This window comes from Streptomyces sp. NRRL B-1140 (genome assembly GCF_001280065.1).
Classification (GTDB): domain Bacteria; phylum Actinomycetota; class Actinomycetes; order Streptomycetales; family Streptomycetaceae; genus Streptomyces.
On sequence record NZ_LGEA01000089.1, the window covers coordinates 116712 to 138857 of the forward strand.

The 22146-nt window shown below is 70.4% G+C and carries 21 protein-coding genes; 15 read left to right on the forward strand and 6 right to left on the reverse strand.

Annotated elements, in window-relative coordinates; all coding sequences use genetic code 11:
* The first annotated feature begins 187 nt into the window (after positions 1-187).
* A complete protein-coding gene (locus tag ADK65_RS10710) occupies positions 188-406 on the forward strand; it encodes a DUF397 domain-containing protein (protein ID WP_053669773.1) in 219 nt (72 codons plus the stop codon).
* Between the two features lie 92 nt (positions 407-498).
* Here ADK65_RS10710 and ADK65_RS10715 read toward each other — a convergent pair whose 3' ends face one another.
* Positions 499-1014 (reverse strand): ATP-binding protein, encoded by a 516-nt coding sequence (locus ADK65_RS10715; RefSeq protein ID WP_078955900.1) that lies wholly within the window; start codon positions 1012-1014, stop codon positions 499-501.
* Positions 1015-1357: 343 nt separating this feature from the next.
* On the opposite strand from ADK65_RS10715, the gene ADK65_RS10720 reads away from it, so the two are divergent.
* The 6 genes from ADK65_RS10720 to ADK65_RS10745 all read left to right on the forward strand — a co-directional run bounded on the left by ADK65_RS10720 (position 1358) and on the right by ADK65_RS10745 (position 6834).
* Positions 1358-2182: a helix-turn-helix domain-containing protein gene (locus ADK65_RS10720; protein ID WP_053669774.1), complete on the forward strand. Its 825-nt coding sequence runs from the start codon at positions 1358-1360 to the stop codon at positions 2180-2182.
* 96 nt (positions 2183-2278) lie between these two features.
* Positions 2279-3742, forward strand: a complete 1464-nt coding sequence (locus ADK65_RS10725) for an aldehyde dehydrogenase family protein (RefSeq protein WP_053669732.1) — start codon at positions 2279-2281, stop codon at positions 3740-3742.
* Between the two features lie 106 nt (positions 3743-3848).
* The gene (locus ADK65_RS10730) at positions 3849-4400 is read left to right on the forward strand and encodes a DinB family protein (protein WP_053669733.1); all 552 of its coding nucleotides are present in this window, start codon (positions 3849-3851) and stop codon (positions 4398-4400) included.
* Positions 4401-4410: 10 nt separating this feature from the next.
* Positions 4411-5052 carry a PadR family transcriptional regulator gene (locus ADK65_RS10735; RefSeq protein WP_053669734.1) on the forward strand — a complete coding sequence of 214 codons (642 nt, stop codon included), beginning with the start codon at positions 4411-4413 and terminating at the stop codon, positions 5050-5052.
* A 73-nt stretch (positions 5053-5125) separates the two neighbouring features.
* Entirely contained in the window at positions 5126-6076 is a 951-nt protein-coding gene (locus ADK65_RS10740) for an ATP-binding cassette domain-containing protein (protein ID WP_053669735.1), read from the forward strand.
* Entirely contained in the window at positions 6073-6834 is a 762-nt protein-coding gene (locus tag ADK65_RS10745; protein WP_053669736.1) for an ABC transporter permease, read from the forward strand. Before ADK65_RS10740 ends, ADK65_RS10745 begins: the two co-directional genes overlap by 4 nt.
* A gap of 106 nt (positions 6835-6940) precedes the next feature.
* Here the strand turns inward: ADK65_RS10745 and ADK65_RS10750 are convergent, their stop codons facing one another.
* Positions 6941-8347, reverse strand: coding sequence for a glutamate decarboxylase (locus tag ADK65_RS10750; RefSeq protein WP_053669737.1), 1407 nt, complete (start codon positions 8345-8347; stop codon positions 6941-6943).
* A gap of 48 nt (positions 8348-8395) precedes the next feature.
* Complete coding sequence (locus ADK65_RS10755) at positions 8396-9688, reverse strand: ion channel protein (protein ID WP_420709004.1); 1293 nt, start codon at positions 9686-9688, stop codon at positions 8396-8398.
* Between the two features lie 114 nt (positions 9689-9802).
* Between ADK65_RS10755 and ADK65_RS10760 the strand changes: the two genes are divergently transcribed.
* Positions 9803-10564 carry a MerR family transcriptional regulator gene (locus ADK65_RS10760; protein ID WP_053669738.1) on the forward strand — a complete coding sequence of 254 codons (762 nt, stop codon included), beginning with the start codon at positions 9803-9805 and terminating at the stop codon, positions 10562-10564.
* Between the two features lie 19 nt (positions 10565-10583).
* On the opposite strand, the gene ADK65_RS10765 is transcribed toward ADK65_RS10760, so the two are convergent.
* Positions 10584-10949: a YbjQ family protein gene (locus ADK65_RS10765; protein ID WP_053669739.1), complete on the reverse strand. Its 366-nt coding sequence runs from the start codon at positions 10947-10949 to the stop codon at positions 10584-10586.
* Between the two features lie 135 nt (positions 10950-11084).
* Here ADK65_RS10765 and ADK65_RS10770 point away from each other — a divergent pair, with 135 nt between their 5' ends.
* Positions 11085-12023 (forward strand): DedA family protein, encoded by a 939-nt coding sequence (locus tag ADK65_RS10770; protein WP_053669740.1) that lies wholly within the window; start codon positions 11085-11087, stop codon positions 12021-12023.
* Positions 12024-12123: 100 nt separating this feature from the next.
* On the opposite strand, the gene ADK65_RS10775 is transcribed toward ADK65_RS10770, so the two are convergent.
* Both ADK65_RS10775 and ADK65_RS10780 read right to left on the reverse strand, forming a co-directional pair.
* Positions 12124-13821 (reverse strand): threonine/serine ThrE exporter family protein, encoded by a 1698-nt coding sequence (locus tag ADK65_RS10775; RefSeq protein WP_053669741.1) that lies wholly within the window; start codon positions 13819-13821, stop codon positions 12124-12126.
* 121 nt (positions 13822-13942) lie between these two features.
* Positions 13943-14434, reverse strand: coding sequence for an inorganic diphosphatase (locus ADK65_RS10780; protein ID WP_007452023.1), 492 nt, complete (start codon positions 14432-14434; stop codon positions 13943-13945).
* A 79-nt stretch (positions 14435-14513) separates the two neighbouring features.
* On the opposite strand from ADK65_RS10780, the gene dacB reads away from it, so the two are divergent.
* The 6 genes from dacB to folE all read left to right on the forward strand — a co-directional run bounded on the left by dacB (position 14514) and on the right by folE (position 22132).
* The gene (gene dacB / locus ADK65_RS10785) at positions 14514-16100 is read left to right on the forward strand and encodes a D-alanyl-D-alanine carboxypeptidase/D-alanyl-D-alanine-endopeptidase (protein WP_053669742.1); all 1587 of its coding nucleotides are present in this window, start codon (positions 14514-14516) and stop codon (positions 16098-16100) included.
* 77 nt (positions 16101-16177) lie between these two features.
* Complete coding sequence (locus tag ADK65_RS10790) at positions 16178-17317, forward strand: zinc-dependent metalloprotease (protein ID WP_053669743.1); 1140 nt, start codon at positions 16178-16180, stop codon at positions 17315-17317.
* 196 nt (positions 17318-17513) lie between these two features.
* Positions 17514-18551 (forward strand): tRNA lysidine(34) synthetase TilS, encoded by a 1038-nt coding sequence (gene tilS, locus ADK65_RS10795; RefSeq protein ID WP_053669744.1) that lies wholly within the window; start codon positions 17514-17516, stop codon positions 18549-18551.
* Between the two features lie 61 nt (positions 18552-18612).
* On the forward strand, positions 18613-19173 hold the full coding sequence (gene hpt, locus ADK65_RS10800) for a hypoxanthine phosphoribosyltransferase (RefSeq protein WP_053669745.1): 561 nt from the start codon (positions 18613-18615) through the stop codon (positions 19171-19173).
* 186 nt (positions 19174-19359) lie between these two features.
* Entirely contained in the window at positions 19360-21399 is a 2040-nt protein-coding gene (gene ftsH, locus ADK65_RS10805; RefSeq protein WP_053669746.1) for an ATP-dependent zinc metalloprotease FtsH, read from the forward strand.
* 127 nt (positions 21400-21526) lie between these two features.
* A complete protein-coding gene (gene folE / locus ADK65_RS10810; RefSeq protein ID WP_053669747.1) occupies positions 21527-22132 on the forward strand; it encodes a GTP cyclohydrolase I FolE in 606 nt (201 codons plus the stop codon).
* Positions 22133-22146: the final 14 nt, after the last annotated feature.

The window sequence follows — 22146 nt, forward strand, 5'->3', positions numbered from 1 at the left end:
GTCGAGAGCTTCGGTCAAGCGGTCGTCAAAGCTGTAACGGCAGGACCACCCCGCGTGCACGTGCATCTGCCCATGCATCTGCACATGAACAGGGCTATGATCCGGGTCAGTTGACCACTGCACCAATGGCCACACCAGCCAGTGCACCACCGGGGAGCGACCTGTGGACCACGACGTGTACAACGGTATGGCGGCCGCCGGACTGCGCGGTGTGGCCTGGCAGAAGAGCCGGCACAGCAACTCGCAGGGCTCGTGCGTGGAGTTCGCCCGGCTGCCGGGCGGTGAGGTGGCCGTACGCAACTCGCGCTTCCCCGACGGCCCCGCGCTGGTCTACACCCGTGCCGAGATCGAGGCGATGCTGCTTGGCGTGAAGGACGGCGAGTTCGACCACCTGGTCGGCGGCTGAGGCTCCGGCAGCCCCCGGTGAAATCGGGGCGATCCGCCCTCAACGCGCGGTGACGCGCGTAGAACCGCGACGCGAGAATGCGCCGCGGTCTCTCATTCCCCGCCGGGCCGCGAACCGGCGGGCGGCAGCCGGAACAGCGCCCAGACCACCTTGCCGTCGAGCGCGCCCGCGAGCGGGTGCCAGCCCCAGCCGTCGCTGAAGGAGTCGACGAGGAACAGTCCGCGTCCGGACTCGGCCGAGAAGTCGTCGCTCTCCCGGGCGATCGGACTGTCGTGACTGGGATCGCGCACCGCGCACACCAGCCGCTCGGCCCACCGCATCAGGTGCAGCCGTACAGGGGGTTCGCGGTCGCCGGTACACGCGTGGCCCGCCGGCAGGCCGTGCCGCAGCGCGTTGGTGACGAGTTCCGAGACCACCAGGCAGACGTCGTCGAACCGCTCGCCCATGTCCCACTGATCGAGGGTTCTGCGGGTGAACCGCCGTGCCTCGCGCACCGCTTCGTAGCGGGCGGGAAGAGCGCAGGAGGCGGCGTCGGACACGGCCGCGGGATCCAGCGGCGGAAGGCCCTGCCGTAACGGCTCGAGCATGGTCGATCCATTCGTCCCCATGCGAGGCACTCCCGGGAATTCGCGGTCGGTGCGATGCGGCGGTGGTGCGGGACCATGGTTTCGGATGCGTACAGCAGATGCAAGGGCAGATGCACGTGCACGTGACCGGAATGAGTTGTCCCGTACCGCTTGTTGGCCAATTTTTCCGTCATCTTCGCGTCGCCCTTTGGCCGTTCGCTTGCCTTCTTCTTGCCCTCGCGTGCGAGCGTCGACCGTCTCGATTCCGTTTCCGTAACCGGACGAGTACTGCTCGGAGTGTTTTAGTGGCAGACTGCGGCCCCTGAAGACGTTGGGGAGGCTGGCGAACGTGAGCGCGGGAGAGCCGGGATCGGTGGTGCGGCGCATGCTGCTCGGATCACAACTCAGGCGACTGCGTGAGGCGCGGGGCATCACGCGCGAGGCGGCGGGCTATTCGATCCGCGCCTCCGAGTCGAAGATCAGCCGGATGGAGCTGGGCCGGGTGAGCTTCAAGACCAGAGACGTCGAGGACCTGCTGACCCTGTACGGCATCACCGACGAGCAGGAGCGTTCTTCCCTGCTGTCCCTGGCCAAGGAGGCCAACGTCGCCGGGTGGTGGCACAGCTACTCGGACGTGCTGCCCAGCTGGTTCCCGACCTACGTCGGCCTGGAGGGCGCGGCCTCGCTGATCCGGGCCTACGAGGTGCAGTTCGTGCACGGACTGCTGCAGACCGAGGCGTACGCCCACGCGGTGGTCCGGCGGGGCATGCAGGGCGCGAGCGAGGCCGACGTCGAACGCCGCGTGGCGCTGCGGCTGGAACGGCAGAAGTACCTCTTCGACGAGCGCGCGCCCGACTTCCACATCATCCTGGACGAGGCCGCCCTGCGCCGCCCGTACGGCGACCGCGAGGTGATGCGGGGCCAGCTCCAGCACCTCATCGAGATCTCCGAGCGGCCCAACGTCCGGCTCCAGGTGGTGCCGTTCAGCCTCGGCGGCCACTCCGGCGAAAGTGGCGCGTTCACGCTCCTCAGCTTCCCGGAGTCCGACCTGTCGGACGTCGTCTACCTGGAGCAGCTCACCAGCGCGCTGTACCTGGACAAGGCCGAGGACGTCGCCCAGTACGAGAAGGCGCTCAAGGAACTCCAGAGCGACAGCCCGGGCCCCTCGGAGAGCCGGGACCTTCTGCGGGGCCTCCTCCAGCTCTCCTGAAGTACTCCTCCAACTCACCTGAAACATCAGTACGATGACGTGTGATCAGATCGTCAAGGCGCGATCGGAGATCTTCCAGGGATCGAGGGATCACACATGTCGTCGTCCTGCTTCACCGACCTCGCACAGCAGTACATCGACGGTGAGTGGCGCCCGGGTACCGGTTCCTGGGACATCATCGACTTCAACCCGTACGACGACGAGAAGCTGGCGTCGATCACCATAGCCACGGCCGACGAGGTCGATCAGGCCTACCGGGCGGCGGCCCGCGCCCAGAAGCAGCGGGCCGCGACCAACCCCTACGCCCGCCGGGCGGTCTTCGAGAAGGCGCTGCGCCTGATCGAGGAGCGCGAGGCCGAGATCTCCGACGCCATCATCGCCGAGCTCGGCGGCACGCGTCTGAAGGCCGCCTTCGAGCTGCACCTCGCCAAGGAGTTCCTGCGCGAGGCGGTCCACCTGTCGCTGGCCCCCGAGGGGCGGATCATCCCCTCGCCGGTGGACGGCAAGGAGAACCGCGTCTACCGCGTGCCGGTCGGCGTGGTGGGCGTGATCAGCCCCTTCAACTTCCCCTTCCTGCTGTCGATCAAGTCCGTCGCCCCGGCGCTGGCGCTGGGCAACGCGGTGGTGCTCAAGCCGCACCAGAACACCCCGATCGTCGGCGGTTCCCTGGTGGCGAAGATCTTCGAGGACGCGGGGCTGCCCGGCGGCCTGCTGAACGTCGTCATCACCGACATCGCGGAGATCGGCGACGCCTTCCTGGAGCACCCGGTCCCCAAGGTCATCTCCTTCACCGGCTCCGACGCGGTCGGCCGGCACGTGGCGACCGTCTGCGCCCGGCTGTTCAAGCGCTCCGTGCTCGAACTGGGCGGCAACAGCGCGCTGGTGGTCCTCGACGACGCCGACATCGACTACGCGGTCGACGCGGCCGTCTTTAGCCGGTACGTCCACCAGGGCCAGGTCTGCATGGCCGCCAACCGGATCCTCGTCGACCGGTCGGTCGCGGACGCGTTCACCGAGAAGTTCGTCGCCAAGGTCAAGACCCTCAAGGCGGGCGACCCGCGCGACCCGGAGACCGTCATCGGCCCGGTCATCAACTCCTCCCAGGCGGACGCCGTCTCCTCGGTGGTCGAGCAGGCCCTCGCCGAGGGCGCCACGGCCCTGCTGCGCGGCGGGCGGACCGACAACCTGGTCGAGCCGTCGGTGCTGACCGGCCTCCCCGCCGACTCGGCCCTGCTCAAGCAGGAGGTCTTCGGGCCGGTCGCGTTCCTCGTCCCGTTCGACGGCGAGGAGGAGGCCGTACGCCTCGTCAACGACACGCCCTACGGCCTGAGCGGTGCCGTCCACACCGGGAACGTGGAGCGGGGCGTCGCCTTCGCCAAGCAGATCGACACGGGCATGTTCCACGTGAACGACGGCACCGTGCACGACGAGCCGATCGTCCCGTTCGGCGGCGAGAAGCACTCGGGGATCGGCCGGCTCAACGGCGACACGATGCTCGACTCGTTCACCACGACCAAGTGGATCTCGGTGCAGCACGGCCGGAGCGGGTTCCCGTTCTAGAGCCTTCCGGCGCGCCGGCCCTTGAGGACAGAACCTGACCTCAAGGGCCCGTAGCGTGGTCGGTGTCAGGGGGAGAGACCCCCTGACCCGGCGAAAGGCGGCGGTCATGGTCACTCACGTTCCGGCGGAGGCTCACGGCGACGAGCGGGGGGCGCTCCTGTCCTTCATCGCCGAGCAGCGTGGCGGCGTGCGCCGGGCGGTGCTCGGGCTGACGGACGAGCAGGCGTCGTCCCGTCCCAGCGCGAGCGAGCTGTCCCTGGCCGGGCTGGTCAAGCACGTCGCCGAGGTCGAGCAGATGTGGGTCTCCCTGGCGAAGGGCGAGCCGCCCGCCGTCGTGCGGGACCAGAGCAACTGGCACGAGTGCTTCCGCCTGGTCGAGGGCGAGACCGTGGCCTCGCAGCTGGCGTACTGGGAGAAGGTCGCCGCCGAGACGGAGGCGTACATCCGCTCGGTCCCCAGCCTCGACGACACCTTCGCGCTGCCGGCCCAGCCCTGGTTCCCGCCGGACGGCCGGGTCTCCCACCGCTGGCTCTGCCTGCACCTCATCCGTGAGACGGCCCGGCACGCCGGTCACGCCGACATCATCCGTGAGTCCCTGGACGGCAGGACCGCCTTCGAGCTGGTGGCCGAGGAACAGCGGACGGCGGCCGGGTCCTAACCTGGACCGCATGTCAGCGATCCGTCTCCTCGTGCTCGGCGCGGTCCGTATGCACGGCCGCGCCCACGGCTACCAGGTGCGCAACGACCTGGAGTACTGGGGCGCGCACGAGTGGTCCAACGCCAAGCCCGGCTCGATCTACCACGCCCTGAAGCAGATGGCGAAGCAGGGGCTGCTGCACGCGCACGAGATCGCCCCGTCCACGGCCGGCGGCCCGCCGCGCACGGAGTACGAGATCACCGAGCAGGGGACCGAGGAGTACTTCCGGCTGCTGCGGGACGCGCTGGTCACCTACGACCAGCGCGGGGACGTGAAGACGGCCGCCGTCGGCTTCGTCGTCGACCTGCCGCGGGCCGAGGCGGTGGCGCTGCTGAAGGAACGGACCCTGCGGATCGAGCAGTGGCGGGCCTCCGTCCTGGAGCACTACGTGCCCGAGAAGGGCCCCGAACAGCTCGGGCACATCGGCGAGATCATGAACATGTGGGTCCACACGGCCGACTCCGAGGGCGAGTGGACCCGCGGTCTCATCGAGCGCATCGAGGGCGGTGCCTACACCTTCGCCGGCGAGGGCGACCCGTTCGTCGGCATCCTGGCCGACGACGAGGAGAACCCGTACGCGACAGGGGAGTCGCATCCCGGGGACGCTGACTAATCAAGTTTGACGACTGGCTGGGCCGGGGTTACTCTCGACCGTGTAGTCAACTTTGACTAGAGAGGGAGGCCTGGTGGCCGACACGGCGATCACCGTCGAAGGCGCGGAGAAGACGTACGGCGACAAGAAGGCGCTGAACGGGCTCGGTCTCACGGTCGCGCGCGGCACGGTGCACGGAGTGCTCGGGCCGAACGGCGCGGGCAAGACCACCCTGGTGAGGATCCTGTCCACTCTGCTGCGGCCCGACGCCGGCCGGATCGAGGTGGCCGGGCACGACGTGGTGCGCGAGGCCTACGCCGTGCGGCTGCGCATCGGCCTGCTCGGCCAGCACGCCGCGCTCGACGAGGAGCTCGGCGGACGGCAGAACCTGGAGCTGTTCGGCCGGCTGCACCACCTGGGCGCACGGCGGGCACGCGCGCGTGCGGACGAACTCCTGGAGCGTTTCGGTCTGGCCGACACCGGCCGCAAGGCGGTACGGCAGTACAGCGGCGGCATGCGGCGCCGCCTGGATCTCGCCGCGTCCCTGATCACCGAGCCGGAGGTGCTCTTCCTGGACGAGCCCACCACCGGTCTGGACCCCCGCGGGCGTGCCGAGGTGTGGTCGTCCGTCCGCTCCCTGGTCGACGGCGGTACGACGGTCCTGCTCACCACCCAGTACCTGGAGGAGGCCGACCAGCTCGCCGACCGCATCTCGGTCGTCGACGCCGGCCGGGTCATCGCCGAGGGCACGGCCGACGAACTGAAGGCCGAGACGGGCGGCGACCGCATCGACGTGATCCTGCGCGACGCCGGTCAACTGGGCGCCGCCGTCGCCCTGCTGCCGCTGACCGGGATCAGCGTGGACGCCGACCGCCGGCTGCTGAGCGCCCCGGTCACCGACCGCATGGAGGCGCTGTCCGGCGTCGTACGGGCCCTGCGGGAGGCCGGGATCGAGGCCGAGGACGTCGCCCTGCGCCGCCCGACGCTGGACGAGGTGTTCCTGCACCTGACCGGAGACGACCACCGGGTGAAGGAGGCCGCATGACCGCGCACGCCGTGACCGACTCCTGGACCATGACCCGCCGGGAGCTCGCCCGCTGGGGGCGGCAGCCGGTCCAGCTGGCCGTCAATCTGGTCTTCCCGGTGATGCTGCTGCTGATGTTCGGCTACCTCATCGGCGGCGGCCGAGGGGTGAGCGGCGAGTACCGCGACTACCTGATCCCCGGCATGCTCGCGCTCACCATGGCCTTCGGCCTGGAGGGCACGATGCTCGCCGTCACGCAGGACCTCGACAAGGGTGTGATCGACCGCTTCCGCTCGATGCCCATGGCCAACGGGGCGGTGCTGGTGGGCCGTTCGGCCGCCGACATGCTCCAGTCGGCGATGGCCCTGGTCGTGCTGATCGGCGTGGGCGCCGCGCTCGGCTGGCGGCCCGGCGGCGGCCCGCCGGCCCTCCTCGCGGCCGTCGGCCTGCTGCTGCTGTTCCGGTTCGCGATGCTGTGGATCGGCATCCACCTGGCCCTGGTGGCGGGGAAACCGGAGATGGTCCAGGCCGTGCAGATCCTGGTCTGGCCGGTCGGCTTCCTCTCCAACGCCCTGGCCACACCCGGCTCGATGCCCGGCTGGCTGGGCACGGTCGTCGAGTGGAACCCGATGTCCCACACGGCCACGGCCGTACGCGACCTGTTCGGCGTGCCCGGCACGGAGTCCGGGCACGCCTGGGCCGCGGTCGCCTGGCCCCTGGCCCTGCTGGCGGTGTTCTTCCCACTGGCGGTACGGCGGTTCGGGCGGCTGAGCCGTTAGGCCGTGTCCTCCAGGGCCTGTCGTCCGGATCAGCCCGCAGACGCGGGGCCTCACCGGTACTGACAAGAACCGCCGACATCCTGCGACCTGATCCGAACGACAGGCCCTAGTGGTGGAAGCTCGTCGCCGCGCCCTTGTCCTCGGTCAGCGGGCGCGGCTGCCGGCGCAGGTCCGGCAGGAGCCGCTCCAGGTCCTGCGCGAGCAGGTCGGCGAGGTCGGCGGAGAAGCCGTTGCGGCACACCACCCGCAGCACGGACAGGTCCTGACGGTTCGCCGGGAAGGTGTACGCGGGCACCAGCCAGCCGTGCTCGCGCAGCCGCCGGGAGACGTCGAAGACGTCGTACGCCGTCACGTCCGGGGCGGTCGTGAAGGCGAACACCGGTAGTTCGTCGCCCCGGGTCAGCAGCCGGAAGTCGCCGAGCGCCTCGACCCGCCCGGCCAGGCCCGTGGCCACGTCCCGCGCGGCCTGCTGGACGGCCCGGTAGCCGTCCCGGCCGAGCCGCAGGAACGTGTAGTACTGCGCGACGACCTGCGCGCCCGGGCGGGAGAAGTTCAGCGCGAACGTGGGCATGTCGCCGCCCAGGTAGTTCACCCGGAACACCAGTTCCTCCGGCAGCGCCTCCGCGTCCCGCCACAGCGCCCAGCCGACACCCGGGTAGACGAGGCCGTACTTGTGCCCCGAGGTGTTGATCGACGCCACCCTCGGCAGCCGGAAGTCCCACACGAGGTCCTCGTCGAGGAACGGCGCGACCATGGCCCCGGACGCCCCGTCCACATGCACCGGGACGTCCAGTCCGGTCCGTTCCCGCAGCGCGTCCAGCGCCGCGCACAGGTCCGCGATCGGCTCGTAGGACCCGTCGAAGGTGGAGCCGAGGATGCCGACCACGCCGATGGTGTTCTCGTCGCACAGCTCGGCCGCGGCCTGCGGGTCCAGGTGGAACCGCTCGCCCTCCATGGGCACCAGCCGGGCCTCCACCTCCCAGAAGTTGCAGAACTTCTCCCAGCAGACCTGCACGTTGACGCCCATGACGAGGTTGGGCCGGGCACCGGGGTAGCGGTCGGCGTTGCGCTTCGCCCAGCGTCGCTTCAGCGCCATCCCGGCGAGCATGCACGCCTCGCTCGACCCGGTCGTCGAACACCCCACGGCGGTGGACGGGTCGGGCGCGTTCCACAGGTCCGCGAGCATCGCCACACAGCGCCGCTCCAGCTCGGCGGTGCGCGGATACTCGTCCTTGTCGATCATGTTCTTGTCCCGGCACTCCGCCATCAGCAGCCCGGCCTCGGGTTCCATCCACGTGGTGACAAAAGTGGCGAGGTTCAGCCGGGCGTTGCCGTCGAGCATCAGCTCGTCGCGCACGAGCTGGTGGGCGGTCGCCGGTGCGATGGGCTGGTCCGGGAGCCGGTGGGTGGGCGGGGCCTCGGCCATGTCGCCGAGCGGGTTGGCGGGGCCGTAGAAGGGGTTGACGGACAGGCGGCTCTCGGCGGCTCGGCGGGGGCCTTCATGGAGCGGCATGGGTGCCTCCAGGGGTGGGTTCTCACGGGGTGATCGGGGAAGGGAGCTTCAGCGCACCGACGTGCCGTCCTTGCGCAGCTGCATCTGCGGCCGGCCCGTGACCAGCAGCCAGGCCGGCAGCGAGGCGATGCAGAGCAGGGCGATGATCCCCGGCTCGGCGACCAGCACCGCGGCGACGAACAGGCTGATCCAGCCCTGCCGCGTGATCGCCAGCAGCACCCCGAGCACACCGGCGGACACCCCCACCGAGGGATGCACTCCGGACACCAGGGCGTGCGCGCACAGGCCGAGGGCGGTGCCGACGAACACGGCGGGGAAGATCCGCCCGCCGCGAAAACCGCAGGACGCGGCGACGACCAGCGCGGCCAGCTTCACCACGGTCATGACGGCGAACTCCCCGGCCGACCAGCCGTCCGGGTCGTGCGCCAGTGTGACGATCTCGTCGAGCCCCTTGAACAGCGTCAGATGGCCGCCGAGCGCCGCGAGGGCGCCGAGCACGAGCCCGCCGGCGGGGAGCATCAGCATCGGGTGCCCCAGCCGCCGGAACGCCGCGTGGACGTAGGGGAAGGCCCGCACGGCGCACAGGGCGAGCAGCGCGCCCACCGCGGCCACCACGACCGCCGCCAGCAGGTCGGACCAGCCCGCCCGGCCGAAGGACGGCAGGTTCAGGGCGAAGCTCGGGTGGTCGAGGAGGGTGATGGTCAGGGAACCGGCGGCCGCGGCGGTCAGCGGCGCGAAGAGGTTGTCCCACAGAGCGCCGCGTGACTCCTGGCGGGCCAGCAGCTCGGAGATCGCCAGGGCGGCCGCCACCGGCGTGCCGAACAGGGCGCCGATGGTCGCCGCCTCCGCCAGCGCCGGCCAGATCCGGCCCGGTGCCCGGGGGACGAACCGGCCGCCCAGCCACGCCGCGAGGCCCACGTTCACGGTGATGACCGGGTTCTCGGGGCCGAGGCTGGGCCCGCCGGCCAGCATCAGCGCGGTCACCAGCACCAGTCCCGGCAGGACGAGCGGCGGCAGCACGGGGGCGTCCAGTCCGACGGTCGCCGGATCCGGGCCGGCGTGCCCCGGCACCTTCCACACCACCAGCCCCACCGCGACGCCGGTCGCGAAGAGCACCGCGAACATCCACGCCACGGAGTACCGGCCCACCCCGAGCGCGTCGGGCACGGTCTCCCACAGCACGTCCTGCAGCTGCTCGGCGGCGACCTCCACCCCCACCAGGATCAGGCTGGAGATCACGCCCACGACGACGGCGGGCAGGATCGACGGCAGCAGGGCACGGGCGGGCGTCGACGGACGGACGGAGGGTGCCTGGTCTTCGGAGTCCTGGACCACGGGCACACGATAAACGGATCAAACGTTACAAACGGGATAAGAGGGCAACACGCTTGCACCTCACGTGGCGTGAGGCCCGACCGTGGACCCGGAAGAAGACGGAAGAAGGAGGGCGCGGAAGTGAGCTACTCCGTGGGACAGGTCGCGGGCTTCGCCGGCGTCACGGTGCGCACGCTGCACCACTACGACGACATCGGTCTGCTCGTCCCGAGCGAACGCAGCCACGCGGGGCACCGGCGCTACAGCGACGCCGACCTCGACCGGCTGCAGCAGATCCTGTTCTACCGGGAGCTCGGCTTCCCGCTCGAGGAGGTCGCCGCCCTGCTCGACGACCCGGAGGCGGACCCGCGCGCACACCTGCGCCGGCAGCACGAGCTGCTGACCGCCCGGATCGAGAAACTGAGCAAGATGGCGGCTGCCGTGGAGCAGGCCATGGAGGCACGCACGATGGGACTCAACCTCACGCCCGAGGAGAAGTTCGAGGTCTTCGGGGACAACGACCCGGAGCAGTACGCCGAAGAGGTGGAAGCGCGCTGGGGCGACACCGACGAGTACGCCGACTCGCAGCGCCGCACCGCGAGCTACACCAAGGAGGACTGGAAGCGCATCCAGGCCGAGGCCGCCGACTGGGGCGAGCGATACGGCGCCCTGATGTCGGCGGACGAGCCGCCCACCGGCGAGGCGGCCATGGCCCTGGCGGAGGAGCACCGGCAGCACATCTGCACGTGGTTCTACGAGTGCTCCTACGAGATCCACCGCTGCCTCGGCGACATGTACGTCTCCGACGAGCGGTTCAAGGCGTTCTACGACGCGCTGCGCCCGGGCCTCGCCGAGCATCTGAGGGACGCGATCGTCGCGAACGCGGCGCGCCACGCCTCCTGATCCCCGGCCCGGGAGTGCCTCACTCCCGGGTCAGGACCACCGCCGTGCCGTACGCGCACACCTCGGTACCCACGTCCGCCGCCTCCGTCACATCGAAGCGGAAGGCCAGGACGCCGTTGGCGCCACGCGTGCGTGCCTGCTCGACCAGCCGCTCCATCGCCTGGTTGCGGGTCTGCACCAGCGTCTTGGTGAGCCCGCGCAGCTCGCCGCCGACGAGGGACTTCAGCCCGGCGCCGATCTGGCTCCCCACGTGCCGGGACCGCACGGTCAGGCCGAAGACCTCGCCGATCACCTCCCGCACGTGGTAGCCGGGTACGTCGTTCGTCGTGACGACGAGAACCTCGGGCTCCGGGCCCTGTCCGCCGCCGTAGTCATCGATGCCCATGGTGCACAGCTTTGACCGGGGGAGCGCACAGTGCATCCTGAGTACGCCCATGGAACCTGGGCCATGACGGCTGCGTTGATACGTTGAGGCAGCCAGCCCCCGCCCGTACCCCACTGCAGCAGGAGCCACATCCCCGTGACCACGCTTGCGCTCGGCCCCGAGTGGCTCAGCCCGGACTACCTGATCTCGACGTTCAGCCTGCCCGGCATCCTGCTCATCGTCTTCGCGGAGTCCGGTCTCTTCGCGTTCCTGCCCGGCGACTCCCTGCTCTTCACGGCGGGGCTCTTCGTGGCCGAGGGGACCTACATCAGCCAGCCGCTGTGGCTGGTCTGCACGCTGATCGTGCTCGCCGCCGTCCTCGGCGACCAAGTGGGCTACATGATCGGCAAGTTCCTGGGCCCGAAGCTCTTCAACCGTCCGAACTCCAAGCTCTTCAAGCAGGAGAACCTGGACAAGGCCCACGAGTTCATGGAGAAGCACGGCCCCAAGGCGATCGTCCTGGCCCGCTTCGTCCCCATCGTGCGCACCTTCGCCCCCATCGTGGCCGGCGCCGGCCGCATGAAGTACCGCACGTTCCTCACGTACAACGTCATCGGCGGCATCGCCTGGGGCACCGGCGTCACCCTCGCGGGCTACTGGCTCGGCCAGATCGGCTTCATCAAGAAGAACGTCGAGGCGATCCTCGTCCTGATCGTCCTGCTCTCCGTCGTCCCGATCATCATCGAGTACCTGCGCGACCGCTCGAAGAAGAAGCGCGCCGCGGCCGAGGCCCCCGAGCAGCAGCGGCAGCAGCAGCCCCCCGCCATGGACGACGCGACGACCCAGCTGCGCCGCATCACCCCCGACGACCAGCCGCCCCACCAGCAGCCGCAGCAGCAGCCCTACGGCAACCAGAACGGCTACAACGACCAGCAGTACTACAACCAGTACCCGCAGAGCCCGGGCTACGGCCGGCAGCAGCCGCAGCAGCAGCCCTACGGCACCCAGCAGCAGCCGCAGCAGCCGCAGCAGCCCTGGGGCACACCGCAACAGCCGTATGGCACCCAGCAGGGGCCTTACAGCAACGGCTACTGAGCCCCGGCCTTCCCACGGGGGCGCGGGGAACTGCGCGAACAGCCCCACGAGCCCGCGGCCGCCAACCGACCCACCGCCCTGACGCCGTAGGCACTCGGCGCTAGAAGCCCCTGGTGCGCTTGGCGGCCCGCCGCTTCTCCGCGGAACCGATCCTCAGGAACATCCGCGAGATCTCCGACCCGAGGTTCACCCCGATGGCGATGGCCATGGCGAGCGCCACCGCCTTCGACAGCGACACCAGCCCCTCGTCCACCTCGTTCTGCGCGATCGCCAGCAGCCCGAAGTACGTCGCGGAACCCGGCAGCAGGGGCCCGATCGCCGCCGTCGTGTAGGGCAGGGCGGAGGCGAACTGGTACCGGGACAGCAACTGCCCGAACAGCCCCACGAGCCCGGCCGCCGCCGCCGTGGACGCCACCGGCGAGATGTCGCCCACGTAGTGCATGGCGCCGTAGACGACCCACGCCACCCCGCCGTTCAGCGTCACCCACATCACGGTGGAACGATCCTGCTGGAGCAGCACCGCGAACGCCAGTGACAGCAGCATCGACGCCCCGATCATCATCACCGGGTCGTCGGAGGCACCGAGCGCCTGGTCGGGGTTGAGCCGCGCGCCCAGCTGCACACCGAAGTACAGCACCAGCAGCACACCGGCGACGATGCCGACGAAGAAGTACATGACCTCCAGCAGCCGCGCGGACGCGGTGATGTAGAAGCCCGTCAGGCCGTCCTGCACACCCGCCACCAGCGCCCGCCCCGGCAGCAGCGCGAACAGACCACCGGTGATGACCGCGGAGGCCTTCACGTCCACGTGGCCGATCGTCAGTGCGACCCCGATCGCGGCCGGCGGCATCGCGGCCACCGTGAACTGGTAGAACTCCGGCAGCCCGCGCCCCGCGCACAGCCACGCCAGCCGGTCACCGAGCATCGCGCCCAGCGCCGCCGCGACGAACACGATCAGGTCACCGCCCACGAGCACGGAGGCCGCACCGGCCAGCAACCCGCTCGCCCCGGTCAGCGCCCAGCCGGGATACGGATGCCGGTTACGGCGGATCTCCGCCAGCCGCCGGTAGGCCTCCTCCAGGGAGACCGCCGTCTCGTCGTCACTGAGGTCGTCCACCAGCTGGTACACGGCCGCCAGCCGCGTGTAGTCCGTGCCCCGGCGGCGCACGGTCCGCGAGGCCGTGACCGGGTCGTCGACCAGGGACGGCTGGTACGAGATCGCCAGCAGCGTGAAGGTGACGTTGGGCTCGCAGCGGTCCAGCCCGTACGACCGGCAGACGGCGAACATCGCCGCCTCCACGTCCTCGGCGCCCTCACCGCCCGCCAGCAGCAACTCGCCGATACGCAGCGTCAGGTCGAGCACACGGGGCACCGCGGGCCCGCTGTCATCGGTGCCGCGCTGGGTCGGCTCCGGCGCCGGCCGCTCCGCCACCGGCATGCGCAGCATCGTGCGCATCCGGTCCTGCCAGGGCACGTCCTTGGTCAGGCTGACCACGGGAATCCCGCTCGGCGGAGTGAAGGCCGACGGCGCGTGCTTCGAGCTGTACGTGCTCGGCGGGGTGAAAGCCGACCCCTCCTGCTCCGCCGACGGCGCGGCCTGGACGTCCAGCCCGTGCGGCACGGCGAACTCGGACGTCGTGTCGGAGTCCGCACCGGCCGGTCTGTGCAGCGCCAGCCCCTCGGGGATCGCGAACTCCGACGTCGTCGACATGTCCCCGTCGACACCGGTCCCGGCCGGAGGGACGAACGCACTCCTCGCCTCGTCCGACCTCGGTTTGCGGTCCTCCGCTTCCGTCACTGCCTGGCGCTCCCTGTACGACACGTCAGCCTCGTACCCCCCACAGCCTCAGTATGCGCACAGACGGACGAACGGGCCGCACACGCAGGCGTGCGGCCCGTGAGCATCAGGAACAGGCAGGTCAGTGACCGCCCTGGTCCTTGAAACGCTTGTAGGACCGCTCGATCTCGGCCTCGGCGTCCGTGCGGCCCACCCAGTCGGCACCCTCGACCGACTTGCCCGGCTCCAGGTCCTTGTAGACCTCGAAGAAGTGCTGGATCTCCAGGCGGTCGAACTCGGACACGTGGTGGATGTCCCGCAGGTGCTCCACGCGCGGGTCCGTCGACGGCACGCACAGCAGCTTGTCGTCGCCGCCGGCCTCGTCCGTCATGCGGAACATGCCGATCGCCCGGCAGCGGATCAGACAGCCCGGGAACGTCGGCTCGTCGAGGATGACCAGCGCGTCCAGCGGGTCGCCGTCCTCGCCGAGGGTGTTCTCGACGAAGCCGTAGTCGGTCGGGTAGGCGGTCGAGGTGAAGAGTCGCCGGTCCAGGCGGATACGACCGGTCTCGTGGTCCACCTCGTACTTGTTGCGCGAACCCTTCGGAATCTCGATCGTGACGTCGAACTCCACCGGTGGCTCCTCCATGATCAACACATAGTTCTGGTGGTTAAGTGTCCCTCACGCAGGTGTGTGATCGCGAAAGGGGCTGGTGGTCGTGCCAGAGCTGAGGCCTTGGCGGGCCGCGAAACCGCACGTGGTGCGGCTCGCGGAGGCCGTTCGACCGCGCCTGGCCCGGGCCGCAGCGGCTGCGAAACCACGGCTCACGCGGCTCGCCCGAGCCGTAAAACCGCAGGTCACGAAGGTCGCGCGCCCGAAGACCTGGCAGTACACCGCGGGCGCCGCCACCGCCGGACTCGCACTGACCGCCGGTGTGGTGACCGCCGCCGGTCCCTGGGACTCCTCGGGTCAGCGTACGGCCGAGCGGGACCGGGCAGTGGCCCTGGGCCGCGCGGGTGGCACAGATCACGGCAGGGCCCCCGGCGCACCCGGCCGGCCCCGGCCCGCACCCAGCGCCGGACCCGTACTGACCGGCCTCGGCGGCGTCAGCACCGTGAAGACCGTCCCCGACGGCAAGGTGCTCGCGGACGCCCTGCGCCCCCTGCTCGCGGACCCCGCCCTCGGCCCCCGGCCCGCCGCGGCCGTCATGGACGTGACCACCGGACGGCGCCTGTTCGGCTCCGGCGCGGGCACCGGCCTCACCCCGGCCTCCACGACGAAGATCGCCACGGCCGTCGCCGCCCTGTCCGCGATGGGCCCCGACCACCGCCTCACCACCCGCGCCGCCCTGGAACCCGACACCGGGGAAGTCGTCCTGGTCGGAGGCGGCGACCCCACGCTCACCGCCCGGGAGAAGGCCGGAGGCTCGGCGAGCCTGCGCGCCCTGGCCTCCCGGACGGCCGCCGCGCTCGCCGACCGGGGTGTGCGCGAGGCGACCCTCTCCTACGACACGACCCTCTACGCGGGCGACGAAAAACACCCGATCGGGGACAACCCCAACCTCGCCCTCGTCAGCCCCCTGATGGCCGACGAGGGCCGCACGAACGATTCCCAGCGCGGCCCGGCCGAGCGCGTCGACGATCCGGCGGCGGACGCGGCACGCCGCTTCGGGGAGTTCCTGACGTCGTACGGCATCAAGACCACCGCCCCCGGCCCGTCCAAGGCCACGACCCGCGCCGAGACCCTCGCCGCCGTCTCCTCGCCCCCGCTCTCCGCCCTGGTCGAACGCATGCTGACCAACAGCGACAACGACATCGCCGAGGCCCTCGCCCGCCAGACGGCGATCGCCACGGGCGAACGGGCCGACTTCGCCGGAGCCGGCGAAGCCATCGGCTCACAGTTGCGCGGCCTCGGCCTCCCCCTGAAGGGAGCCGCCTTCAAGGACGGCAGCGGCCTCGACCGCGCCGACCGCCTGACCCCCGGCCTCCTCACCGCCCTGCTCGCGAAGGCGGGCGACCCCTCCCACCCGGAGCTGCGCCCGGCCCTCACCGGCCTTCCCGTCGCCGGCTTCACCGGCACCCTGGCCACCCGCTACCACGACGGGGCGTCCGGCGTCGTCCGCGCCAAGACCGGCACCCTCTCCGGCGTCCACACCCTCGCGGGCACCCTGGTCGACGAGGACGGCCGCCTGCTGGCCTTCGCGTTCATGGCCTCCGGCACGGACCCCGGCGCGCCGACGGCCTCCCAGCGGGCCCTGGACCGGATCGCGACGGCTCTGGCGGCGTGCGGCTGCAGGTGACGGACGGGACCGGCCCGCCGGGGGCTCCGGCCGTCGCCGCCCTGCCCCAGCGGGCGGCCCTCACGTACGGTTGACGCATGACGAGCATCGGTGGTGCTTCAACCGGCATGGTCGACTGGAACCTCGCGGTGGCGACCGCGACCCGGCTCGTGAGGCCGGGCCCCGAGGTCAGTCGCGACGAGGCCCGGGCCGTCGTCGCGGAGCTGCGCCGGCACGCCAAGGCCTCGGAGGCACACGTCCGGGAATTCACCCGTCTGGGCACCGAGGAGGGGCACGACACCCCCGTCCTCGTCGTCGACCGGCCGGGCTGGATCCGGGCGAACGTCGCCGGGTTCCGGGAGATCCTGCGGCCCCTGCTCGACAAGATGCAGGAACGGCGCGGCAGCACCACCGGCGGTGCCGTCATGAGCGCCGTCGGCGGCAAAGTCACCGGCGTCGAACTCGGCATGCTGCTGTCCTTCCTGGCCTCCCGCGTCCTCGGCCAGTACGAGACCTTCGCCCCCGCCACCGGCGACCTCCCCTCCGGCGGCTCCCCCGGCGCACCGGGCGGCGGCAGGCTGCTGCTCGTCGCCCCGAACATCGTCCACGTCGAGCGCGAACTCGACGTCGACCCGCACGACTTCCGGCTCTGGGTCTGCCTGCACGAGGAGACCCACCGCACCCAGTTCACCGCCGTGCCCTGGCTGCGGGACCACCTGGAGGGAGAGATCCAGTCGTTCCTCCAGGAAACCGACGTCGACCCCATGACCGTCCTGGAACGCGTCCGGGAAGCCGCCCAGAGCCTCGCCGGGGGCCGCCCCGAGGCCGAGGAGGACGACGGCGGCCGCTCCCTCGTCGAGATCGTCCAGACCCCCGCCCAGCGCGAGATCCTCGGCCGCCTCACGGCCGTGATGTCCCTGCTGGAGGGACACGCCGACTTCGTGATGGACGGCGTCGGCCCGGACGTCGTGCCGAGCGTCGGGGAGATCCGCGAGAAGTTCCAGCAGCGCCGCGCCAAGGGCGCCTCCCGCCTGGACCTGGCCCTGCGCAAACTGCTCGGCATGGACGCCAAGCTCCGGCAGTACCGGGACGGCGAACGCTTCGTGCGGGCCGTCGTAGACGAGGTCGGCATGGACGGCTTCAACCGCGTGTGGACCTCACCCAACACCCTCCCCACCAAGTCGGAGATCGCCAAACCGGCGGACTGGGTCGCGCGGGTGCATCGCAGGGCCGAGTAGTGAACGTCGCGGGAAGGTCGTGAAGGGAAACCGGCCGACGGCAGGCGAACGCCCCTCCAATCACCCGTCCGAGGGACCGTGAGGCAGGGGTAGGCGTGCAATGCTCGGGGAACGGCCCGGTTCTGTCACCATCTACACACTCTGCGTGACCGGCACGCGGGCTCACCCCCCGAAAACTTCATGAAGGGAACCGGACATGGGTCCCCATCCTGCGGTCGCGGCGATACGCCTGGCGGTCCGCCGCGTCCTCCACGACCTCCTCACCGAACACCACCGCGCCCCCGCCGCGGTCCCGCACGCCCTCACACACGAGCCCCCACCCCCGCCGCTCGTGCTCGTGGCGTGCTCCGGCGGCGCCGACTCGATGGCCCTCGCCTCCGCCCTCGCCTTCGAGTCCCCCAAGCTCGGCATCAGGGCCGGCGGCGTCACCGTCGACCACGGTCTCCAGACCGGCTCCGACCAGCGCGCCGCCGAAGTCGTCCAGCGCCTGCGCGAACTCGGCCTCGACCCCGTCGACTCCGTCGCCGTCACCGTCGGCCGCACCGGCGGACCCGAAGCCGCCGCCCGCGACGCCCGCTACGCCGCACTCGACACCGCCGCCGAACGCCACGGCGCCGCCGCGGTCCTCCTCGGACACACCCGCGACGACCAGGCCGAAACCGTCCTGCTCGGTCTCGCCCGAGGCTCCGGCATCCGCTCCCTGTCCGGAATGGCCGCGGTCTCGGGGGCCGGCGGCCGCTACCGGCGCCCCTTCCTGGAACTCGACCGGCAGACCGCCCGCAAGGCCTGCATGGTCCAGTCCCTGCCCGTCTGGGACGACCCCCACAACGCCGACCCGGCCTACACCCGCTCCCGGCTCCGCCACGAGGGCCTGCCCGCCCTGGAGAAGGCCCTCGGCAAAGGCGTCGTCGAGGCCCTCGCCCGGACGGCCCGGCTCTCCCGCGACGACGCCGACGCCCTGGACTCCTGGGCCGGTCAGGCCGAGGCCACCGTCCGCGACGCCGCCGGGTTCCTGGAGTGCGCCAAGCTCTACGCCCTGCCGCCCGCCGTACGCCGCCGCATCCTGCGCCGGGCCGCCATCGCGGCCGGTGCGCCCGCCGGCTCGCTGTTCGCCCGCCACATCGAGGAAGTCGACCGGCTGATCACCGGCTGGCGCGGTCAGGGAGCCATCAACCTCCCCGGCAAGGTCGTGGCCCGGCGGCAGGGTGGCAGACTGGTGATTCGGCAAGGCTGAAGCACGACCCCTCCCCGCAGCCGGCGGAGGGGCCGCTCGGCCGGTGGGACGACCGAAAGTGATGCGGGTGGACGCGAAAGACATGGGTGCCGACCTCGAGAAGGTGCTCATCACCAAGGAAGAGATCGACGCCAAGCTGGCCGAGCTGGCCGCGAAGATCGACGCGGAGTACGCGGGCAAGGACCTGCTGATCGTCGGAGTGCTCAAGGGCGCGGTGATGGTCATGGCCGACCTCGCCCGGGCCCTGTCCACCCCCGTCACCATGGACTGGATGGCCGTATCCTCGTACGGGGCGGGCACCCAGTCCTCCGGTGTGGTGCGGATCCTCAAGGACCTCGACACCGACATCAAGGGCAGGCACGTCCTGATCGTCGAGGACATCATCGACTCCGGCCTGACCCTGTCCTGGCTGCTCTCCAACCTCGGCTCGCGCGAGCCCGCATCCCTCAAGGTGTGCACCCTGCTGCGCAAGCCCGAGGCCGCGAAGGTCGCCATCGACGTGGAATGGGTCGGCTTCGACATCCCCAACGAATTCGTCGTGGGCTACGGACTCGACTACGCCGAGAAGTACCGCAACCTCCCGTTCGTCGGTACGCTCGCGCCCCACGTGTACGGCGGCTGAGAACACGGCCGGAGTGCCGTCACGGTGATCGGGAACCCCAGCGGGCTTCCCGCCGTTGGAGCAGGCGTGGACGGATCGCCAGATGTCCCACGCGGCTTCAGGTGACAATGCTGGGGTACCGTCCGAAGAACAGTCTTTATCAAACTCACTATGGCAGGAGGGACGGGGCGGCACCGCTCCGTATGGATGGACGTGAAGCGATACTTCCGTGGGCCGGTCATGTGGATCGTGCTGGCCGTCCTTGCCGTGGTCGTGTTGATGCAGGTCGTCGGCTCGTCCGGCGGCTACAAGACGGTGGACACCGGCCAGGTCGTCCAGGCGATCAACCAGAACAAGGTCGAGTCGGCCAAGCTGACCACCGGTGACGAGCAGACCATCAAGGCCACGCTCAAAGACGGTGTGAAGGTCGAGGGCAGCTCGAAGATCCAGGCGAGCTACATCGGCGACCAGGGCGTCGACATCGCCAACACGCTGCAGAACAAGTACCAGGACAAGCAGATCCCGGACGGCTACACCGTTTCGCCGTCCAAGCAGAACCCGTTCGTCGGCATCCTGCTCTCCCTGCTGCCCTTCGTGCTGATCGTGGTCGTGTTCCTGTTCCTGATGAACCAGATGCAGGGCGGCGGCTCCCGGGTCATGAACTTCGGGAAGTCCAAGGCGAAGCTCATCACCAAGGACACCCCCAAGACCACCTTCTCCGACGTCGCCGGATCCGACGAGGCCGTCGAGGAGCTCCACGAGATCAAGGAGTTCCTCCAGGAGCCGGCCAAGTTCCAGGCCGTCGGCGCCAAGATCCCCAAGGGCGTCCTGCTCTACGGGCCCCCCGGCACCGGCAAGACCCTGCTCGCGCGTGCCGTCGCGGGCGAGGCCGGCGTCCCCTTCTACTCGATCTCGGGTTCCGACTTCGTCGAGATGTTCGTCGGTGTCGGCGCCTCCCGCGTCCGTGACCTGTTCGAGCAGGCCAAGGCGAACGCCCCGGCGATCGTCTTCGTCGACGAGATCGACGCGGTCGGCCGCCACCGCGGCGCCGGCCTCGGCGGTGGTCACGACGAGCGCGAGCAGACCCTGAACCAGCTCCTCGTCGAGATGGACGGCTTCGACGTCAAGGGCGGCGTGATCCTCATCGCCGCGACGAACCGGCCCGACATCCTCGACCCCGCGCTGCTGCGCCCCGGCCGCTTCGACCGGCAGATCGCCGTCGACCGCCCGGACATGCAGGGCCGTCTGGAGATCCTCAAGGTCCACCAGAAGGGCAAGCCGGTCGCGCCCGACGTCGACCTGTCGGCCGTCGCCCGCCGCACGCCCGGCATGACGGGTGCCGATCTGGCCAACGTCCTGAACGAGGCCGCCCTGCTGACGGCCCGCAGCGACCAGAAGCTGATCGACAACCACATGCTCGACGAGGCGATCGACCGTGTGGTCGCGGGCCCGCAGAAGCGGACCCGGATCATGTCGGACAAGGAGAAGAAGATCACCGCGTACCACGAGGGCGGACACGCCCTGGTCGCGGCGGCCTCACCCAACTCCGATCCCGTCCACAAGATCACGATCCTGTCGCGCGGCCGTGCCCTCGGCTACACGATGGTGCTGCCGGACGAGGACAAGTACTCGACCACGCGCAACGAGATGCTGGACCAGCTGGCCTACATGCTGGGCGGCCGCGCGGCCGAGGAGCTCGTCTTCCACGACCCGACCACGGGTGCCGCCAACGACATCGAGAAGGCCACGGGCCTGGCCCGCGCGATGGTCACGCAGTACGGCATGACCGAGCGTCTCGGCGCGATCAAGTTCGGTGGCGACAACACCGAGCCCTTCCTCGGCCGTGAGATGTCTCACCAGCGCGACTACTCGGAAGAGGTCGCCGCGCTCGTGGACGAAGAGGTCAAGAAGCTCATCGAGACGGCGCACAACGAGGCCTGGGAGATCCTCGTCGAGAACCGCGACGTCCTCGACAACCTCGTGCTGCAGCTGCTGGAGAAGGAGACGCTCGGCAAGGAGGAGATCGCCGAGATCTTCGCGCCGATCGTCAAGCGCCCGCCGCGACCTGCCTGGACGGGTTCCTCCCGTCGTACGCCGTCCACCCGTCCGCCGGTCCTCTCCCCCAAGGAGCTGGCCCTGACGAACGGCGCGAACGGCGCGACGCCGGCCATCTCCACCGCGAAGAGCACCGCGGCGGAGCCCGCCCCGGCGCCCGAGCGGACCCCGGAGGACCGCCCCGAGAGCTGACCTGAGCTCTCCCGGCGGCCCACCGCCCCGGAATGGATGCCGCGCCCCCCAGGTTTTAGCCTGGGGGGCGCGGCTTTTCGCCACTTGTGCAGGCCGCCCCGAGAAGGACACAGGAACGAGGCAGCAGATGACCGACCCCGTGACGCTGGACGGCGACGGCCAGATCGGCGAGTTCGACGAGAAGCGCGCCGAGAACGCCGTACGCGAACTCCTGATCGCGGTCGGCGAGGACCCGGACCGCGAGGGCCTCCGCGAGACACCGGCGCGGGTTGCGCGGGCGTATCGGGAGCTGCTCGCAGGGCTAAGGCAGGAGCCCGAGGATGTTCTGACGACGACGTTCGACCTGGGGCACGACGAGATGGTCCTGGTGAAGGACATCGAGATCGTTTCCCTCTGTGAACATCATTTGTTGCCATTCCACGGTGTAGCCCATGTGGGTTACATCCCGGCCGAGACCGGCAAGATCACCGGCCTGTCGAAGCTCGCTCGTCTCGTCGAGGTGTTCGCTCGGCGCCCGCAGGTGCAGGAACGACTCACCACGCAGATCGCGGACTCGCTGATGAAGATCCTCGAGGCACGGGGCGCCATCGTCGTGATCGAGGCGGAGCACATGTGCATGTCCGTGCGCGGCATTCGCAAGCCGGGGGCCAAGACCACGACGTCGGCGGTCCGTGGCCAGCTTCGGGACTCAACGACCCGGTCCGAGGCGATGAGTCTGATATTGGCGCGCTGACCAGATTGTCAGTG

Excerpts from the sequence above, each read along its gene's own strand:
- ADK65_RS10710 (WP_053669773.1), top strand. The coding sequence starts at position 188 with ATGGCGGCCGCCGGACTGCGCGGTGTGGCCTGGCAGAAGAGCCGGCAC.
- ADK65_RS10715 (WP_078955900.1), bottom strand. The coding sequence starts at position 1,014 with ATGGGGACGAATGGATCGACCATGCTCGAGCCGTTACGGCAGGGCCTT.
- ADK65_RS10720 (WP_053669774.1), top strand. The coding sequence starts at position 1,358 with ATGCTGCTCGGATCACAACTCAGGCGACTGCGTGAGGCGCGGGGCATC.
- ADK65_RS10725 (WP_053669732.1), top strand. The coding sequence starts at position 2,279 with ATGTCGTCGTCCTGCTTCACCGACCTCGCACAGCAGTACATCGACGGT.
- ADK65_RS10730 (WP_053669733.1), top strand. The coding sequence starts at position 3,849 with ATGGTCACTCACGTTCCGGCGGAGGCTCACGGCGACGAGCGGGGGGCG.
- ADK65_RS10735 (WP_053669734.1), top strand. The coding sequence starts at position 4,411 with ATGTCAGCGATCCGTCTCCTCGTGCTCGGCGCGGTCCGTATGCACGGC.
- ADK65_RS10745 (WP_053669736.1), top strand. The coding sequence starts at position 6,073 with ATGACCGCGCACGCCGTGACCGACTCCTGGACCATGACCCGCCGGGAG.
- ADK65_RS10750 (WP_053669737.1), bottom strand. The coding sequence starts at position 8,347 with ATGCCGCTCCATGAAGGCCCCCGCCGAGCCGCCGAGAGCCGCCTGTCC.
- ADK65_RS10765 (WP_053669739.1), bottom strand. The coding sequence starts at position 10,949 with ATGGGCATCGATGACTACGGCGGCGGACAGGGCCCGGAGCCCGAGGTT.
- ADK65_RS10790 (WP_053669743.1), top strand. The coding sequence starts at position 16,178 with ATGACGAGCATCGGTGGTGCTTCAACCGGCATGGTCGACTGGAACCTC.
- tilS (WP_053669744.1), top strand. The coding sequence starts at position 17,514 with ATGGGTCCCCATCCTGCGGTCGCGGCGATACGCCTGGCGGTCCGCCGC.
- hpt (WP_053669745.1), top strand. The coding sequence starts at position 18,613 with ATGCGGGTGGACGCGAAAGACATGGGTGCCGACCTCGAGAAGGTGCTC.
- ftsH (WP_053669746.1), top strand. The coding sequence starts at position 19,360 with ATGGACGTGAAGCGATACTTCCGTGGGCCGGTCATGTGGATCGTGCTG.
- folE (WP_053669747.1), top strand. The coding sequence starts at position 21,527 with ATGACCGACCCCGTGACGCTGGACGGCGACGGCCAGATCGGCGAGTTC.